The organism is Hoyosella rhizosphaerae, from assembly GCF_014643175.1.
Lineage (GTDB): Bacteria > Actinomycetota > Actinomycetes > Mycobacteriales > Mycobacteriaceae > Lolliginicoccus > Lolliginicoccus rhizosphaerae.
The window spans coordinates 1-18,189 of sequence record NZ_BMJH01000002.1 but is presented as its reverse complement, the minus strand read 5'-3'; the positions used below and the strand labels follow the sequence as shown (position 1 = coordinate 18,189).

Sequence of the window (18,189 nt, the reverse complement as noted above, 5' to 3'; positions counted from 1 at the left end):
GTGGTGCCAGTCTCAAGTCTGCGTCGCCGCTGCTCGAACATAGCGAATGGCCAGCGGGAGCGCAGTGAGCAACGCCGAAGCGGATATCGGGTTGCCAGCGCTCACTTCCCCGTTAAGACTGAGGCTCCCTGCCCCAATCCGAGCAGCGAGGGCATGTACGTGCGCCCCCATCATCGCAGCCTGGTGCGCATTAAGGTTCGCGCCCAGAAGTGCGCCAATTACTCCAGCAAGGACATCGCCCGTGCCAGGCGTCGCTGCCCACGAGGAATGCGCCACCACAACCCCCGTCGAGTGGTGAGGTGTTGCGACAACAGTGGCATTGCCCTTCAGGAGGACAGTTGCTGACAAGTTTTCAGCCAGTTCTTGGGCAGCGTCTACTCGATCGCCCGATGGCTCTGTGCCAGCAAGCCGCGCAAACTCTCGGGCATGCGGAGTCACAACCAAAGCAGCCGTGCGCCCTTTTAAGACACCAGTGTCACCAGCTAAGACTGTGAGGGCATCGGCATCAAGCACTGTCGGTTGGTTCCGTTCAAGTACGGCAACCAGCGTTCGCCGTGCCGCGTCATCCACGCCGAACCCCGGACCGACTACCCAGGCGTCAACCCTGCCTGCTGGCGGATACGAATCTGTAGCGATCGCCTCCGGAAACCGTCCCACTACTGATGGTGCAGCACTGCCAACAAATCGCACCATGCCGGATTTAGCCGCAATCGCACCGCCAGCGCACAATACCGCCGCACCAGGGTATTTCGCCGAGCCGGCCAATACTCCTGTCACACCAAGCGAATATTTGTGATCAGCGGGACCTGGAACCGGCCAGTGCTGACCGACGTCGGCGTCGGTGAGCTCAATGATGGACGGTTCGGGGAGTGACAAGCCAATCGGAACGAGTTCAATCTGGCCACACATAGCACTTGCTAATGCGTGCACTGGTTTCAGCGCCCCAAACGTCACCGTCATGGTCGCCTTCACGGCGGGCCCTGACACTGACCCAGTGTTGGGGTCCACGCCACTTGGTAAGTCCACCGCGATAATGGGTGCGGTGATTCGCTCAACATGCTGAGCAGCTTTGGGCCGGAGGGGGCCTTGCCCTGAGATGCCAACGATGCCGTCGAGCACTAGATCAGGGTGTTGCACTCCTGTCCCGAACTCGTTGACCACTCTGCCGCCGGCGTCGAGTAGAGCACGAAATCCGGCACTGTGAACACGCTCAGGTTGCAGGACCACGGCATCAACAGCCACACCACGCCGCCGCAAGAACGCTCCTGCCCACAACGCATCACCACCGTTGTCGCCAGACCCTACGAGTAACCCCACACGGCGACCGCTCACGCTGCCGGTGTGACGTTTGAGTTCCCGCCCAACAATGGACGCGAGCCCCCACGCAGCACGACGCATAGGTGTGCCATCCGGGACGCGAGTGAAAAGCTCCGCTTCTGCGTCCCGGATTTGCCCTACAGCGAAATACCCGACTGTCATGGACGGCACACACCTATCGCCTTGATTACTCGACCGTGACTGACTTCGCGAGGTTTCGTGGCTTGTCCACGTCATAGCCTCGAGTCTGTGCGACCTGGGCTGCAAAAATCTGCAGTGGGATCGTCGACAGCAACGGTTGGAGCAATGTTGGTGATGCGGGAATTTCAATGAGGTAGTCGGCGAACGGCTTTACCGTCTCGTCTCCTTCCTCGGCAATCACGATCGTGACAGCCCCACGCGCCTGAATCTCACGAATGTTGCTGAGCAGCTTCGAGTGCAAGACTGCACGGCCCTTCGGAGACGGCATCACGATGATCACCGGCAACCCGTCTTCGATCAGTGCGATCGGCCCGTGCTTCAACTCTCCTGCCGCAAAGCCTTCTGCGTGGATGTAGGCGAGTTCCTTGAGCTTCAATGCGCCCTCAAGTGCCACCGGGTAGCCAACGTGCCTGCCGAGGAACAAGATCGTCGACTTGGTTGCCATCTCGCGTGCGAGTTCACGCACCTGCTCGGCCTCACCGATGAGCTTCTCGATGAGTGCGGGCATTGCCGCAAGTTCTTCGAACTCACGTGCGACTTCGTCGGGGTACTTGGTACCGCGAGCCTGCGCCAGCGCCAACCCCACTAGGTAGTTCGCCGCCACCTGCGCCAAGAACGCCTTAGTCGAAGCAACACCAATTTCCGGTCCAGCACGGGTGTAGAGGACCGCGTCAGACTCACGCGGAATCTGCGAGCCGTTCGTATTACACACCGCCAAAACACGTGCCTTCTGCTCGCGTGCGTGGCGAACAGCTTCGAGAGTGTCCGCGGTTTCGCCAGACTGCGAAATAGCGACCACCAGCGTGGAACGGTCCAGAACTGGGTCGCGGTAACGGAACTCGCTGGCGAGTTCAACCTCCACGGGGAGACGCGCCCAGTGCTCGATTGCGTACTTCGCAACAAGGCCCGAGTGGTAGGCAGAACCGCACGCCACAACAAAAACCTTGTCGATGTCGCGAAGATCTTGGTCAGTGAGTCGTTGCTCGTCAAGCACGATACGACCACCCGTGAAGTGCCCACGCAGGGTGTCCGCGACAGCGAGGGGTTGCTCTTCGATCTCCTTCAACATGAAGAAATCGTGACCACCTTTTTCGGCGGCTTCGAGATCCCAATCAATGTGGAAGGGACGCCCCTCCTCGGCATTGCCGTCGAAGTCCATGATTCGATAGTCATCGGCGGTGATGATCACAACATTGTCTTGGCCGAGTTCGATCGCCTCACGGGTGTGCTCAATAAACGCCGCCACATCCGAACTAAGGAACATCTCGTCTTTCCCGACGCCCACCACTAGTGGTGTTGAGCGTCGCGCAGCGATGATTGTGCCTGGGTGATCGGCGTGCGTGAACAGCAACGTGAATGCGCCTTCAAGGCGACGCAGTACTTTAAGCGCACTGGCCTCAAAATCACCCGCAGTGTCGCCATCCGCATAAGCCCGCGACACCAGATGCACCGCAACTTCGGTGTCGGTGTCACTCAGAAGATCCACACCGGCGTCTTCGAGTTCGCTACGCAACGGACCGAAGTTCTCGATGATGCCGTTGTGCACAACAGCGATCCGACGATCAACGTCCCAATGCGGATGCGCGTTGCGGTCCGTCGGGCGACCGTGGGTTGCCCACCGCGTATGCCCCATCCCGGAGGTTCCCTTAAGGGAATCCCGCCCATCCTCATCAACTGCAGCTACTAAGTTCGCGAGCCTGCCTGCGCGCTTCTCAATAGCCAAGCCGCCGTTTCCATCTAGAACGGCAACTCCTGACGAATCGTAACCTCGATATTCCATGCGGCGAAGCGCTTCAAGAACAACATCTAGCGCTTGCCGATGACCGACATACCCGACAATCCCACACATAAAAATACAGACTACTGATGAAACCGTCTCATGGCTGCACGTCGCCCATTTCCGCACCAAAACCCATGTGACTGAGATAACAGAGGCAAAAGCGGACGCTTGTGAGATAGCAATCGCAGGGCAGGATTCCGACACCTAGAGACACGTATCCGCTAACGTCTTGGGTGTGGCTCCCAATCCGAAGAAGCTCGTTGCACAATTGTCGCGTCGAGGCCCGCACCGTGTGTTGCGGGGCGATCTCGCTATCGCCGGGATGCCGGGCGTTGTATTCACCCCTGAGAGTGGCTTCAACTTGCCAGCGGTTGCATTCGGCCACCACTGGCTAACGAACCTCGATAGGTACACAACTACGCTGAAGCACCTTGCATCATGGGGCATCGTCGTCGTCGCACCTGGAACCGAACGCGGACTATTGCCTTCTGCCCTCCGTTTCGCGGCAGACCTTGATACCGCGCTCACCCTTGCGACAGAGGTGCGGCTTGGGCCTGGGGAAATTAGTGTGCATTCCAAGAAGGTCGGATTTGTCGGCCACGGCTTCGGCGCAGGGGCGGCCGTGCTCGCAGCGCAGCGACGCTCAACGACCAAGGCTGTTGCCGCACTATTTCCAGCTCAAGTTAGCCCTCCATCGGAACAAATCGCCGCGAACCTCGGTATACCAGGTCTGGTTGTGGCATCAGAATTGAAGTCACTCTCCTGCAATGCACGTGATCTCGCCAGGTCATGGGGCGGTGACGTCGTGTTGCGCACCGTCGAAAAGTCGACATCCTCAGGGTTTATTGAAGGCCGACGCCTGGCGTCATGGTTTGGGTTAGGAAAGAGCGAACGCAAAACCCAGCAAACTACGCGAGCGCTGCTAACCGGATTCTTGCTCCACCAACTCACCGGAGATAAGACCTACGAGCATTTCTCCGATGCATTCGCTGAAATTAAGCGCACCACAGCCTTTGACCCAACGCAGTCGGGGTTGGTCCCCCAGGATGAGTTCGACGAGATGTTTTCCCCTGATCTCGACGGTGAGCTTGGTGAACAATCGCTACCTTCGGCGTCGGGACCCGAAGTCGACCGTTCGATTAGTCAACGCGTGCGCCTGTCCCTCCCCGGAAGGTAGGGGCGCTTCGGCTCGGACCTCGACAGGGATATTGGACTCCGCCTGCTTTTCCTGGCGGGTCGGCAGTTCCTGGAAGTCCCCGAATTCCTGTAGGTCACTTACTAAAGGTTGACTACCCCCTTTCCCCGGATCTTCGCTCATGACGGGCTGGGGAGCCTCCACACTATGAAGTGGACTCGTCGTTTCGTACGCGCCGAGTGCTGCCACAAGTCGACCTAGTTCGCGGCGAACAGCTAATCCCGTTAGCTCGCGCTGCATTGCAAGATGCGAATGAACGTGCTCAACATGTGGAATGTAGTGCTCGCGCAGAAACGCTCGACAGTCACCGTCGTAGTCTTCAACTCGGGCAGCATCAATGACGTCATCGATGTCGCATATGCGCACCCCACCCACAATGGGGTCGGCGAGTTTTTCCACCAAACTGAACAGCTCAGCAAGCTCTGCGGCAATAGCCTCCGTGGCACCAAGCAAGGTGCAGGCAATATCACTAGAAGACCGCTCAAGTTCGGTGGTCTCGCGCACAGCTTCACTCAACGAGCTGGCCATCGGGTCGTCCTCAGGCACGCGCGCGCGGGCGGTGCGCTCATACCGCGCCGTGTCTGCGACGAGTTGTGCTGACCGCTGCGCCAGAACCGACGCAGCCGACATCGCTGCGAGATCCACCGCATCGTGGTCGTGAAGCAGGTCCGGCCACAGATCGCTATACCCACCCGTGGTGCCGTCTAGCACTACTGCCCCGGCTTCATCTGCCGCCGCAAACAATCGCGTGAGTACACCGATCGCCCCCGCATGACGCAATCGAAGCGACCGCCCTGAGGTGTCGGCTCCATTGGGTATGCGGATCACAGCTGCAGCCAACCAGCACCGCACCTACGAATCTGCGACGCATTTTCAGCGTCAGTATCGCGCAGGTGCTGCATGAACACTTCAACTGCATGCGCACGCTCAGCCCGACTGCGTGCCCACTGATCAACCCGGCTGCACCAATCCGCCCACGCCGCACTCACATTGCCCTCACCTGTCAACGGCGGGGCGCTGGCGAGTATTGTCGCAGCACCATGAGCGCAACCCGCCGCGGCGTGCACAACATCGCTGACATCACGAGTGATGCCTGCTTCTGATACTCCCATTAGGGAACCCCCGATCACCCGAGGTGCCCGATACGGAAACCTCCTTGGTGAATAAGGACGCACGCGCAGTGCAGATGGTTCCCATGTTGCAAAGTTTTATGTCGGTGCCCTATAGCACTGAGAGGGCCCTATAGCACTGAGAGGGCCCTATGCACTGAGGCGGCCCTAGACAGCTGAGACGGCGGCAGCGAGTTCCTCGGCGACGGTTTGCGCATGTTCGGCCGTAGATGCTTCCACCATTACTCGAACAAGTTGCTCGGTCCCCGACGGCCGCAAAAGTACGCGGCCGCACTCGCCAAGGGATTGCTCCGCGTCGGCCACAGCAGCGCGCACTGTGATGTGCCCGGTCGCGGCGCTCTTGTCTGTAACCGGAACATTGATGAGCACCTGAGGCAAAACAGTCAGCACGGAACCCAGTTCCGACAGTGACTTTTTCGTTTGCGCCATCCGGGCCATAATGCGCAGACCAGTGAGCAGCCCATCACCTGTGGTACCAAAATCAGGAAGCACTATGTGCCCTGACTGCTCGCCGCCCAAACTGTAGCCACCGTTGCGGAGCTCTTCGAGAACGTACCTGTCGCCCACACCCGTTGTTCGAACGGTGATGTCAGCGTCCTTCATTGCAAGGTGCAAGCCGAGATTGCTCATCACCGTCGCCACCAGTGTGTTGTCAACCAACTCGCCGGCTTCGTTCATCGCGATCGCCATGATCGCCATGATCGCGTCTCCATCGACGACACGGCCCCGCTCATCAACGGCGAGGCAGCGATCAGCATCACCGTCGTGCGCCAACCCGACGTCAGCTCCATACTTGACGACGGCATCCTGCAGCGCAGACAAGTGTGTAGAGCCGCATCCATCGTTGATGTTCAGACCTGTCGGCTCGTTATTGATCGCAATCACAGTCGCCCCAGCAGCTGCGTAAGCCGCAGGGGCAGCGGCGGATGCAGCGCCGTGAGCGCAATCGACAACGACAGTCACACCTTCCAGCGAAGCATCGATGGCAGTGCTGAGATGCTGCAGGTAGCGCGCCCCCGCGTCTGTGGCGACAGAAACACGTCCTATTCGGGAACCCGTCGGCCGCGGAACTTCTCCGGCCAAAACAACGGCCTCAATGGCATCTTCAGTAGCATCTGAAAGCTTGCGCCCGCCTGGCCCAAAGATTTTGATTCCGTTATCCGGCATCGGGTTGTGCGACGCAGAAATCATCACGCCAAGTGCAGCGTCGTAGTCAGCGGTAAGGTACGCCACCGCTGGCGTAGGCAAAACACCAACAAGAAGGACATCAACACCTGCGGCGGTTAGGCCCGCGGTGACAGCAGCTTCAAGCATCTCGCCGCTCGCTCGCGGGTCACGGCCTACGACAGCGAGTGGGCGCCCACTTGAAGGTGGCTGCGATTGCTGAGCAAGTACTGAAGCTGCCGCACTCGACAATGAAACCGCGATTTCCACCGTCAAATCTGCGTTGGCTAGCCCGCGGACACCATCTGTTCCGAACAGTCGACTCATTCGCCCGTTCACGCCCCTTCTTTGTTGGTGTTTTTACTATCGCACTTTGTCAGCGAAATGCCGACAAGGACTACCCGAATGCCCCAAATCGAGCACACACAACGCAGAAGAAGCAGGGCCGCCGTAGCGAACACCTGCTTCTTCTGGTCAGAATCTGAATATCACCGCTTGGAGTACTGCGGTGCCTTACGTGCCTTCTTGAGTCCGTACTTCTTACGCTCAGTCGCGCGAGCGTCACGAGTAAGGAAGCCGGCCTTCTTCAGTGCTGGGCGATCATCAGGGGTGACCTCGATAAGCGCACGTGCGATAGCAAGACGCAAAGCGCCAGCCTGGCCGGATGGGCCGCCACCGACGAGGCGAGCGAAGATGTCAAAAGCGCCGTCGCGGTCGACAGTCACCAATGGTGCCTTGATTAACTGCTGGTGCACCTTGTTGGGGAAGTACTCCTCCAACGAGCGACCATTGAGACGGAATTCGCCAGATCCTGGCGTAAGCCGCACACGAACAACAGCCTCTTTGCGGCGACCAACGGTTTGAATCGCACGGTCGAGCACAATCGGAGCTGCAGCTTCAGCAGCTTCCTCGGCTACGCCTTCGTCGCTTACGTCTTCGACCACGGGTGACTCGATATCGATATCGGCGACAAGACCTTCGTCAACGTTTTCGTATTCAGGCGTAGTCACGTCCTGCTCCTCCGGCGCCGTCACTGGGACACCTGCTTGATCTCGAAGGGGATTGGGTTTTGCGCAGCATGGGGGTGTTCCGAACCGGCGTAAACCTTAAGCTTCTTGACGATTTCGCGTCCCAGCTTGTTCTTCGGGATCATGCCCTCTACGGCCTTTTCGACCACACGGTCGGGGTGAAGAGCGATTGCTTCACCGATGGAGCGCGACCTCAAACCACCGGGGAAACCCGAGTGGCGGTAAACCCGCTTGTCTTCACGCTTGTTACCCGTAAGAGCAACCTTTTCAGCGTTAATGACGATGACGTAGTCGCCACCATCGAAGTTGGGGGCATAAGTTGGCTTGTTTTTGCCGCGAAGAATATTCGCGGTCTGCACTGCGAGCCGTCCGAGCACTACATCGGTAGCGTCAATGACGTACCAAGTGCGCGAAACGTCGCCAGCCTTTGGGCTGTACGTAGGCACGGTTCTACCTCGTCTTTTCATCTTACTGCCGGCCAGGCATTGCAGCGGGGTTATCCGGCGGCCGGTTGAGACCCGGGACCCCACAGGCGCTACACGCCAACGGCACACTCTACCGTTCGTTGTTTCTCGAGGTCAAGTGCGTCAGCGTCATGCCAATTGACCGGCCAAAACGTCCCTCGCACACCCCTACCAAGCAGCCCCAACGATCCACCCTCGCGTTGGGGCTGCCCTACACACTAAACCTGACGGCTCAGCCTGCCCACTGGTTCATTGCGGCACGCTCAGCGTCCGCCATCTGCTCATTGCCGGTTCCTACTGCACGCCCAATCGACTCAAGAACTTGGTTCAACCCCTGTGCGGCCTCGTCCCATCGACGCTGCTGCACCTGGTAAGCCTCAGCGGCGCCACCGGTCCAGTCTGAAACAAGTGGAGCCAGAAACGACTTGAGGTCCGCGAGGTTGGAGTTCATAGCCGCTGTTGAAGATGCGAGATCAGCGCGCAATGCTTCAATCTGCCCGAAGTTGTACTTAATTGTCATTGTGTTGTCCTTGGTAGAGACTGGCCAGATCTCCGGCCAGTGGGAATAGCGGTTGGGTCAGTGAACGGTTCAGAGGCGCAGCAAGCCGCCGGCGTTATTCAGCGAGGAAGCATGACTCTGCTGCATTTGCTCGTACGAACTGCCATTTGTGCGAATCGCATCGCTGATTGCCTGAAGTGATTCGTTGAGTTTCCGGGCCTCGTTGTCCCAGCGGACAATCAACGAGTCGAATGCCCGGCGAGCGTCGCCCTCCCACGCACCATTCACCGCGGCGACCTTGCCGCGCAGGGCACTCAGAAGTCCTTGAACCTCGGAGTTAACCTGCGCCACGCGATCGGCGGCTGTGGTCATCGTTGCGGTGGTCGTCTGCATTGTCTGCGTCATGGGTTCCCTCCCTAGTTGCGGTCCCGAGGTATCGCTTCGTGCGATCGATCCAGACACACGCGTCCTTCACTAACTGGCTGCTATCTCCAGTTTTTTCGGGTTCGTTATGGTCTGACGCAATGAATCGGGCGTTGGTTCCATATGAGTTCAGAAATTTCCCGACAATGCCATCTGTCCGTCAGGAGCCCACTTCAGCCAGGAAGATTTGCAACAGTTTCGAGCACCACCGCGCACGCGGGGAAAGCGCCGTCTTCCTCGTTCGTCGACTCACATCCGACCGTGACCTGCCGATTCCCAAACAGAAATACGAACCAGTAGACGAAAAGCGCCTGAGCGTCTGTGCTCCCGGCAGTTTCATCAACAAAAACCTCGAGATACCGGTAGTGCGCGCCAAACTCGTCGCCCAGTGCCACATCTACTCGACTGAGGTCATCATCTAACTCGGTGACCTTGTCTAGTTCCCCTACCATCTGGGCGGCAGTGACTTCGTCGTCAAGCGTTCCTCTCGACAACAGGATCCGACGTAGATCCGTCGGTTCCACCGGTAGAAACTCTGCACGGAAATCCCCGTCGGCGCCCTGCACTGGAAAATCGCTCCACCCGACAGACCACAACGCGGGTAAGTCAATCGCAATGTCACTCACCTGCACCCGTACCGGCTGCGGCTCCTGGTGGCGAGGCGATTGTGGGAGGCCAGTTTGTGGGTGGACAGGTTCAGCATGGTTTTCATCGACATGTCGGGCATCAAACGCTGTCCCCGACGCTTCGATCGTCGACTTCAGGAACCTCACGAGCTCAAACGCAGCCCACGTCCCGCCAACGCCGAACAACGCGACCACCGCGATTGCGACTGCCCGCTGAGGCCTACGGGCCTTCCGTTGGTTTTTGGGCTCCCAGAGCGAATCTGCGACCACCGGTGGAGCGGGTTCAGACCAATAGCGACTCAACAAGTCAGCACCGCGAAATACCCGCGCCCAGTCTGACTCACCGAGGTGCACCACAGGCGATCGCGGTGGCAACTGCCCAGCAACTTCGGCTTCGCGCTCCGTGATGAGCAAACAGCGCAGATTCGCGGCATCGGCAGGTGTGAGGCCGGTGTGATGGCGCAACGTGTCCACCATCGCCTCCACATCGGATGCCCGAATTCCATCGAGGGTGTTCACCTTGGTGCCCACGTGCTTCTCCAGCACGCGCGGTGGAGTTGTGGACGTATCGAGCAAAGTCGCAACAGACAAAACCCGATGCACCTCGATGACCACGACATACCGGTGCGTTGGGTACTTCTCACACCACGCCGTGGCCAGGCACGCCGCAGTACTCAGCATCACTACGCTATGCACGTATCTCTGCACAACGTCTCGCAACGCCGTCTTCTCGTGATCCGACCAATGCGAGGGGTACACGACTACCCCAAAGTCGCAAGCTTGAAGCGACGGCGAGAATCCGGCACTGCGCACCACTGCATCCACAACTTCCGGCACAGGGAAACAGGACGGATTGAGTGCCAACAATGAGTCAGTAAGGAACTGCAACGGCTCGGGCTCATAACTTCCATCGCTCGAGGCACCGCTCGGCTCAGACTCGCCTACAACCAGCACTCCCCCTGCATCTCGCACGCCCGCAGGGACTGAAACGATGCCGCTGCCACCATTCCACTTGATGTCGCGCAACCCAAAGTAGACAGAACGCGTCTCCGTCAAGGGTTCTGTCACAACGGTGGCATCCATGCCAACTGCACCCGCTGCTCGCCTCCGCTTCGCGTCACCAAAACACCGCGGCCAGGCGGATGCTCGGCAGCACGCACATTGCCGACCAAAACGCCTTCGTCACGGCTGCCGTTCATCACCAACCCCATCGGCGAAAGGTCACGTAAGGAAGCCATTACCGGTTCAAACAAGGCCCTGGACGCGCCACCTGTGCGTCGCGCAATCACTAGATGAAGACCAACATCCTTAGCCTGCGGGAGCAACTCCAACAGCCCAGACAATGGGTTCCCACCCGTTGTGGCCACCAAGTCATAGTCGTCGACGATGACAAAAACCTCGGGGCCTGACCACCATGACCGATCCCGCAACTGCTGCTGGGTCGTATCTGGTCCAGGGAGACGCTGGCGCAACACCCCACCGAGTTCGGCGATCATGGCTTGGAGATTCGCAGCCGACACCGCATAACCCGCCAAATGGTCGGTATCAACAACTCCCAGCATTGTGCGGCGGAAGTCCGCAAGCAAGATCTTCGCCTGGGCGGGGGTGTTTCGCTCCATGATGCCCGCACACATCGATCTCAAAAGAGTTGTCTTTCCCGACTCCGCATCGGCAAACACAACAAGATGCGGTTGCGAAGCAAAATCGAGGCCCACCGTCCGCAGCTCATTCTCATTCAATGCGATCGGAATATTCAGCGCATTTGATGCAGCGTGATCCAGGTCAAGCTCGTCACGCGGGAACTGCTCAGGCAACATGCGCACCGGCGGTGCGACCGCTCCGGCAGAAACGTCCCGAAGTTCCTTCACTGCCGAACTGATCGCTTCCGTGAGGTCGCCAGATACGACTGGTGGCACAAAAGTCGGAACCGCCACCAACATGTGGAGGCCCTCCTTAGTGAGACCGCGGCCAGGCTGCCCATCGGGCACAAGAGCCGCCACTTTGCGGTTCATCTCGGAATCATTCGGGTCACCGAGACGCAGCTCAATTCGAGTTCCGAGTTGGTCTTTGATACCTATGCGGAGATCAGACCACCGAGTCGCCGTCACCAGGACGTGCACCCCAAACGAAAGCCCCTGTGAAGCCAGAGCGGCGATCGACGACTCGAGTTCCTCAAACTCCTGTCGCACAGTCGCCCACCCGTCAACGATTAGAAATACATCGCCAAACTTGCTGTGCTCGGAAACATCCGCGTCTGATGCGCTTTCTGCGGCACGAGTGCGGCGATACTCCGACATGGAACCAATTCCGCGTTGCTGGAAAAGTTTCTCGCGCTGCCTCATCACAGCGGTAACTTCCGCAACGGTACGTCTAATCCGATCCGGTTCAAGACGACTTGCCACAGAACCGACATGCGGCAACCCCGCAACGCTAGCCAACGCGCCACCGCCGAAATCCAGGCAATAAAACTGCACGTCAGCAGGTGTGTGCGATGCGGCCAGCGCCATGATCACCGTTCGTACTGCCGTCGACTTTCCGCTTTGGGGGCCACCGACGATCGCGATGTTGCCCTGCCCACCAGACACGTCGATAAACAATGGATCGCGTCGCTGGTCGTATGGGCGGTCTATCAGGCCAATGGGCACGCGAAGCGCCCCGAGAGAACCCCCACCCGCTGAAACTCGGTGGGCCGGAGGGACTAGCTGCCCCACTGTGGGCGACACAGTGAGCGGTGGCAGCCATACCTCATGCGCATGTACCCCACGGCCTCTGACCCCGTCCAAGACAAGCTCAAGTACCGTTTTCTTCTTCGTTTGGACAACCGTCTCAGCCTTGTTCCGCTGCGGAATTTCCTTCCCAATCTCGTTGTCGTCACGCTCGCAGTGCGAAGGCCTCGCAGTAAAAGGCACAACGCGCAGATCAAGCGAACGAACCGCATCTTTCTGCACTTCAACGGTCAAAGGGGGCTCGTAGGATCCCGAAACATATGCCGCTGAAAAACGAACAGGCTCCGCAGAATCCACCTTCAAAAACCCTGCACCCGGAACCGCAGGAAGATGGTAAGCATCCGGCACACCGAGCACCGCGCGAGACTCCTGCGCCGAAAAAGTCTTCAAGCCAATGCGATACGACAAGTGGCTTTCTAAACCACGCAACCGCCCCTCGTCGAGACGTTGACTGGCCAGCAACAGATGCATCTGCAACGACCGCCCGAGACGGCCAATCATGACGAAAAGATCAGCAAAATCAGGTTTTTGACTAAGCAGCTCAGAAAACTCATCCACAACGATGAACATCGCAGGCATTGGGTCTAGCGGCGCCCCACTTTGTCGCGCGCGCTCATACTCCGCAACGCTCGCGTAGTTTCCCGCCTGGCGCAAGAGTTGTTGCCGACGATTCATCTCACCTTCGAGCGCATCCCGCATACGGTCCACCATGGTGATTTCGTCGGCAAGGTTGGTGATGATGGCAGCGACATGAGGCGCGCCCTCCAAGCCCAGAAAAGTTGCGCCCCCCTTGAAGTCAACAAGCACAAGGTTGAGCGATTCCGGCGAGTGAGTAGCGATGAGGCCGAGCACCAACGTGCGAAGAAACTCTGATTTTCCCGACCCAGTCGCGCCCACGCACAGGCCGTGAGGGCCCATACCTTTTTCAGCCGATTCCTTCAGGTCGATTTCAACAACTGAGCCGTTTTCCGCAAATCCGACGGGCACACGCAGGCGGTCACGGCCCCGGCGTGGTCGCCAGCACACATCAGTGTCGAAGCGTGCCACATCGCCCGCACCGATCATGGTCGCCCAGTCCGGGAATGCCGCGCTAGACGGATCATGCGCATTCTGCAACATCCCCTGCGGAGCAACACGAAAACGCGACAACGCCATCGACGTCATCTGCGCGAAACCTGCACCCATCTGGTCGGACATAGCGAACATTTCTGCACCAGTTGTACCCATCGCACCGATCTGACCATCAGAAACGATGAGCGAAAGTCCCTGCCGGTCAGACAACGACTCGCAACTACCGTCGATGTCGATGAGCGTCACACCATCGAAACCATCGCCACTAATTAACGACTCATCACCATCAACGACTCCGCTGTCCATCACGAAAACGAGGTGAGTCTGATCACCAACGATTGGCGCACCGCGAACAAACCGTGGCCGACCCTCCAACAGCGCAGACAAATCAGCCGTCGCACTGTGAAGAGAGGTATACACCATCCGCTGGGGGCCAATATCGTCAAACAGGTGAGGGTGTTGATTGTGCGGAAGCCATTTCACCCAATCCCAGTCCGGCACCTGCTCATCACCGCAAACAACCACAACCCGCACGTCATCAGGGCTGTGAAATGCACAAAGTTGGCAGATGATCGACCGCACAAGGCCACGTGCTTCGTCAGCCTCGCTACCCTCATCCGCAGTACGAATAGTGACGGATGCGAATCCCCGCATCGACAACGCAATCGGAAGATCCGGAACGATGGAATGGGTCCGCACAAAGCGCCGCAACGCCACCACCGAAATCGGTTCAAGATCATCGGTCGGACCAGTTTCAGGAGGCACCAGCGACAACGAAAGCCGCTGCGCCCCATACCCAATGCGCGCCGACAAATACTCAGAATCGTCCGCCGTACGCTCCCACATGCGGGGCGATCCAGCAATGCTCCACAGACCATTCGGGGCTGGGTGATGCCACACCACCGCCGCGCGCTGCTGGTCCGCGGCATCGACGACATCGCGCCGAGTGTCGCACAAGTACCGCAAATAGTCTTTCCGCTGCTCATTCAACTCGGCCGTACGGGCACCACCACCTCTGCCGCCCGATCCGGCGAGCATCCCCACCATGGACACAGCCATCATCACGGGGAACATCAACATCATCGGATTGGCCAACATGCCTGACCTAAACATCAGCGCAACCATTCCGACCATGGCCAGAACCATCACCACCGGAAGCAACTTCTGGATGAGGTTTCCCGGAATTGCCCGAGGCACCTCAGGCGGAGTGTTCAGCCCTAGTTCGCCGCCCGGCATCTGTGGCGGATCGATCCGCCCACTACGAACGAAATGCACTGCACCCATCGTGATTTCCCCCCACGCATGTGAATTACCGTGCCCCACTCCCCCAAGCGGACACCACTGACCCACGTGCGCGCATCCTGCACACACACGAGCCGCCCATATCACTATGAACGCAAACTACGATTTCACAAATTCGCAATTTCGTCACATACTGAAATGGGTCAAGTACTGATGATGGGGGAATCCCAGCACTTGACGCAAATAACGGCGACCGGGGTGGGACCCGGTAAGTCGAATAAAAGGTGAATCACTGTGCGCAAATCACCGCGCGCAGGCGATCCGCATACAACGGGGGAAATAAAGTGGATCACACCACAGGTGAATTGTCTCAAAATGCCGATACGCAGGCGCTATGCCACGTCTGCGTCGTTGGATCTACTCGGCAAGTCGACTTAGCACTGCCCGAAACGGTGCCACTAGTTCTGCTGATTCCACGACTCGTAGAGATCATCTACAGCGAGAAGTCACAGGGCGCCAATGATCCCAACAGCGGTTGGTCGTTATCACGCATCGGTGACGACCCCCTCGACCTCAACCACTCACTCAGCAGGCTCGGGATCAAGAATGGCGAACTGCTGTTGCTCAGCCCCATTGAACAAACACCTCCGGGCGCTCTTGTAGACGACGTAATCGACGCAGTCGCTAGCTATTCGCCGAACAAAACCGAAAACTGGTCCAGCGGACGTTCACTGCCCCTCACCAATCTCTTCATGATTGCGGCAGCACTCATCGCAGCGGCAACACTGATAGGCGCAACCGCGGGCACTCACCTTGCGCTTGCAGGGGTAGCACTCATGAGCATCCCCGCACTAATCGTCGTGGCATCTGTCTACGCGCGCACCCGATCCGACTGGGCTGCAACCGTCATGATCCTGACAACAATTCCCCTCACAGCTGGGATAACGGCGCAACTCGTTCCCGGTGCATTTGGCGGACCCCACGTGCTTATCGTCGCCGCGTACGCGCTGTGCCTCACGGCCATCACCGCGCGAGTCATACCAACCACTGCGCACGTCCATGCCACCGTGGGCGCCCTTGCCGCAACAATCGTGGTGGGTGCCGCACTCACGATCGGCGTTGGTTTCGAGCCATCACAGCTTGCACTAGGAATCATCCTGATCAGCCCTTTCGCAGTGTCGGCAGCACCCAGAATCGCCGTAGCCATCACCAGACTTCCGCTGCCGCCCGTGCCTTCGCCTGGCAGCTCGTTAGCCCTTGCCGATATAGCACCCGATACGGCGCACGGCAGTTCTAACCCCTACGCACCTGCAAAATACATCCGTGATCGCACGGCCATTACACACAAACACCTCGATGGCATCCTCACTGCGGTGATGCTGCTCGCGTCAGTGTCCGCTGCCTACGTCGCATGGAACTTACACACCAGCGAAAGCCAGCCGGAAACACTTGCGACCGTATTCCTCACAGGATGCGTCGCAATTGCGCTGCTTCTACGCGGACGTGGAATCGCCCGCACCGTTCCGTCGCTGATTGTGTCCTCCGGTGGAGCTGCCGTCGCTCTGTCGACACTCATCGCAGCAGAGCTTGCACCGCACATTCCAGCTTGGGTCGCGCTCACGATCGCACTCGGCGCACTTGCAGGCGCGGTCATCGTCGGCGTCGTTATCCCCGGCGGAAACTACTCGCCGTTGCAGTATCGCCTAGTCGAACTCACTGAATACCTGGCGCTCGCACTTGTCGTTCCGTTCGGTCTTTGGGCACTTGACCTCTACAGCTACGTACGAGGGATGTGATGATGCAGGTAACGCGCATTCTCACCCCACTCGCCACCGGGATTCTGGCAATCGGAGCTCCTCTTGGTGTGGCAACAGCGCAAGCTCCCACCGCCGACACTGCTTTCTTACCGCCGAACGGACCTGCAGCGCCACTCGAACCGACAACGCAGCGAGAGCAATGCACGATCGGTGCCCTCGATCCACAATTCGGGCCAACAACATCTCAGTCGGCAGAACACATCTTGCGGTATTCCTCGGTATGGCCACTCAGCCGCGGGAAAGGCCAGACGGTCGCCGTAATTGACACAGGTGTCACACCGCACCCTCGACTTCGAAACGTCATACCTGGCGGAGACTTCGTCAGCTCAGGCGACGGCACGTCCGACTGCGACGCACACGGCACTCTCGTCGCCGGAATTATTGCAGCACAAGAGAGCCCATTCGACGGATTCGCTGGTGTTGCACCCGACGCAACGATCCTGTCGATCCGCCAGTCCAGCCTTAAATTTGGCCGACTAGCCACCCTGGACGACACCGACGGCTACCAATCGGAAAACTCATACGGCACTGTCCACACTCTTGCGATGGCCGTTCGGCGAGCTGCGGATCTCGGTGCCACAGTTATCAACATCTCCGAAGTCGCTTGCGTACCGGCAAACATTGCCCTCAACGATAGGGCACTTGGCGCGGCACTCGCGTACGCAGTCGACGTGAAAGATGTTGTCGTCGTAGTCGCAGCAGGCAACCTCGATGGGCAGTCATGCAGAAATCAGAACCCCACCGCAGACCCTATTAGCGGCGGCTACCCCAATTGGGACACCATCTCCACAAATGTGACTCCAGCTCGGTACGACGACTATGTCATCGCCGTGGCATCCACCGACACTGATGGCGCCCCATCTGTTTTTTCTCTCGCCGGACCTTGGGTAGATATTGCAGCTCCTGGCACAGAAATAACGTCCCTTGATCCCGCACCTGGTGCTGTTGGCCTAATTAACGGCCAGATCCGAGGTGGAGATGTTTCGGGAATTGCGGGCACGAGCTACGCAACGCCCTTTGTCGCGGGAACTGCAGCGCTTATTCGGGAGCGGTTTCCGCACCTCACTGCCCGTGAGGTCAAGGATCGGATCATCGCGACTGCACATTCTTCTGCACAGGGGTGGAACCCTCAGGTGGGTTTTGGCATCGTTGACCCAGTTGCGGCCGTGACGGCAGATGTCGCCCCAGTAGGTGTATCTGGGTCTTTAGGTTATGCGGCAAATGTTGAGAAGGGTCCGCATGCGGAGAAGGCTTCTGAACGTATTTCTGCGCCCGAGCCGGAGACGGACGAAAGTGCGCTTCCCCGTGTGATCGCTGGTCTAGTGGCGTTCGGGTTCCTGGTGACGGCTTTGACGGCACTGTTGTTGATTTCTAGCCGGAAATAGCGCGGTTAGGACGCCATGCGCGTCGACTGATTTGGTTGTGTTTTGGGTAAAAAAATAGTGGTGGGGTGCACCAGAACTATGTCTGACACACCCCACCACCAACAACCCTTGTCCGGCAGTG

Annotated in this window: 14 protein-coding genes; 3 read left to right on the top strand and 11 right to left on the bottom strand. The window is 58.6% G+C overall.

Annotation, left to right across the window (positions count from 1 at the left end; genetic code table 11):
- Nucleotides 1-12: 12 nt before the first annotated feature.
- Complete coding sequence (locus tag IEW73_RS08260; protein ID WP_188673220.1) at nucleotides 13-1,479, bottom strand: NAD(P)H-hydrate dehydratase; 1,467 nt, start codon at nucleotides 1,477-1,479, stop codon at nucleotides 13-15.
- A gap of 25 nt (nucleotides 1,480-1,504) precedes the next feature.
- On the bottom strand, nucleotides 1,505-3,367 hold the full coding sequence (gene glmS / locus IEW73_RS08255; protein WP_188673217.1) for a glutamine--fructose-6-phosphate transaminase (isomerizing): 1,863 nt from the start codon (nucleotides 3,365-3,367) through the stop codon (nucleotides 1,505-1,507).
- Between the two features lie 166 nt (nucleotides 3,368-3,533).
- On the opposite strand from glmS, the gene IEW73_RS08250 reads away from it, so the two are divergent.
- A complete protein-coding gene (locus IEW73_RS08250) occupies nucleotides 3,534-4,475 on the top strand; it encodes a dienelactone hydrolase family protein (protein WP_188673214.1) in 942 nt (313 codons plus the stop codon).
- On the opposite strand, the gene IEW73_RS08245 is transcribed toward IEW73_RS08250, so the two are convergent.
- From IEW73_RS08245 to eccCa, 9 genes are all read right to left on the bottom strand, one after another.
- Complete coding sequence (locus IEW73_RS08245; RefSeq protein ID WP_188673210.1) at nucleotides 4,401-5,333, bottom strand: hypothetical protein; 933 nt, start codon at nucleotides 5,331-5,333, stop codon at nucleotides 4,401-4,403. The two genes, IEW73_RS08250 and IEW73_RS08245, sit on opposite strands and share 75 nt — an antisense overlap.
- Complete coding sequence (locus tag IEW73_RS08240; RefSeq protein ID WP_188673207.1) at nucleotides 5,318-5,605, bottom strand: hypothetical protein; 288 nt, start codon at nucleotides 5,603-5,605, stop codon at nucleotides 5,318-5,320. The genes IEW73_RS08245 and IEW73_RS08240 overlap by 16 nt, the downstream gene beginning before the upstream one ends.
- A 165-nt stretch (nucleotides 5,606-5,770) precedes the next feature.
- The gene (gene glmM, locus IEW73_RS08235) at nucleotides 5,771-7,114 is read right to left on the bottom strand and encodes a phosphoglucosamine mutase (protein WP_188673204.1); all 1,344 of its coding nucleotides are present in this window, start codon (nucleotides 7,112-7,114) and stop codon (nucleotides 5,771-5,773) included.
- 161 nt (nucleotides 7,115-7,275) lie between these two features.
- Nucleotides 7,276-7,821: a 30S ribosomal protein S9 gene (gene rpsI / locus IEW73_RS08230; RefSeq protein WP_188673201.1), complete on the bottom strand. Its 546-nt coding sequence runs from the start codon at nucleotides 7,819-7,821 to the stop codon at nucleotides 7,276-7,278.
- The gene (rplM, locus tag IEW73_RS08225; RefSeq protein WP_188673199.1) at nucleotides 7,818-8,261 is read right to left on the bottom strand and encodes a 50S ribosomal protein L13; all 444 of its coding nucleotides are present in this window, start codon (nucleotides 8,259-8,261) and stop codon (nucleotides 7,818-7,820) included. Before rplM ends, rpsI begins: the two co-directional genes overlap by 4 nt.
- A gap of 250 nt (nucleotides 8,262-8,511) precedes the next feature.
- Nucleotides 8,512-8,799, bottom strand: a complete 288-nt coding sequence (locus IEW73_RS08220; RefSeq protein WP_188673197.1) for a WXG100 family type VII secretion target — start codon at nucleotides 8,797-8,799, stop codon at nucleotides 8,512-8,514.
- Between the two features lie 69 nt (nucleotides 8,800-8,868).
- A complete protein-coding gene (locus tag IEW73_RS08215) occupies nucleotides 8,869-9,183 on the bottom strand; it encodes a WXG100 family type VII secretion target (protein WP_188673195.1) in 315 nt (104 codons plus the stop codon).
- Nucleotides 9,184-9,374: 191 nt separating this feature from the next.
- On the bottom strand, nucleotides 9,375-10,910 hold the full coding sequence (locus IEW73_RS08210; protein WP_188673193.1) for a hypothetical protein: 1,536 nt from the start codon (nucleotides 10,908-10,910) through the stop codon (nucleotides 9,375-9,377).
- The gene (gene eccCa / locus IEW73_RS08205) at nucleotides 10,892-14,908 is read right to left on the bottom strand and encodes a type VII secretion protein EccCa (RefSeq protein ID WP_188673190.1); all 4,017 of its coding nucleotides are present in this window, start codon (nucleotides 14,906-14,908) and stop codon (nucleotides 10,892-10,894) included. The genes IEW73_RS08210 and eccCa overlap by 19 nt, the downstream gene beginning before the upstream one ends.
- A gap of 302 nt (nucleotides 14,909-15,210) precedes the next feature.
- Here eccCa and eccD point away from each other — a divergent pair, with 302 nt between their 5' ends.
- Nucleotides 15,211-16,662, top strand: a complete 1,452-nt coding sequence (eccD, locus tag IEW73_RS08200) for a type VII secretion integral membrane protein EccD (RefSeq protein ID WP_188673187.1) — start codon at nucleotides 15,211-15,213, stop codon at nucleotides 16,660-16,662.
- A complete protein-coding gene (mycP, locus tag IEW73_RS08195) occupies nucleotides 16,662-18,068 on the top strand; it encodes a type VII secretion-associated serine protease mycosin (RefSeq protein WP_277395817.1) in 1,407 nt (468 codons plus the stop codon). Before eccD ends, mycP begins: the two co-directional genes overlap by 1 nt.
- The last annotated feature ends 121 nt before the right edge of the window (nucleotides 18,069-18,189 follow it).

Bases quoted from the DNA above. Each gene is read 5' to 3' on its own strand.
- IEW73_RS08260 (WP_188673220.1), bottom strand. From the start codon at position 1,479: ATGACAGTCGGGTATTTCGCTGTAGGGCAAATCCGGGACGCAGAAGCG.
- glmS (WP_188673217.1), bottom strand. From the start codon at position 3,367: ATGTGTGGGATTGTCGGGTATGTCGGTCATCGGCAAGCGCTAGATGTT.
- IEW73_RS08240 (WP_188673207.1), bottom strand. From the start codon at position 5,605: ATGGGAGTATCAGAAGCAGGCATCACTCGTGATGTCAGCGATGTTGTG.
- glmM (WP_188673204.1), bottom strand. From the start codon at position 7,114: ATGAGTCGACTGTTCGGAACAGATGGTGTCCGCGGGCTAGCCAACGCA.
- IEW73_RS08220 (WP_188673197.1), bottom strand. From the start codon at position 8,799: ATGACAATTAAGTACAACTTCGGGCAGATTGAAGCATTGCGCGCTGAT.
- IEW73_RS08215 (WP_188673195.1), bottom strand. From the start codon at position 9,183: ATGACGCAGACAATGCAGACGACCACCGCAACGATGACCACAGCCGCC.
- IEW73_RS08210 (WP_188673193.1), bottom strand. From the start codon at position 10,910: ATGGATGCCACCGTTGTGACAGAACCCTTGACGGAGACGCGTTCTGTC.
- eccCa (WP_188673190.1), bottom strand. From the start codon at position 14,908: ATGGGTGCAGTGCATTTCGTTCGTAGTGGGCGGATCGATCCGCCACAG.
- mycP (WP_277395817.1), top strand. From the start codon at position 16,662: ATGATGCAGGTAACGCGCATTCTCACCCCACTCGCCACCGGGATTCTG.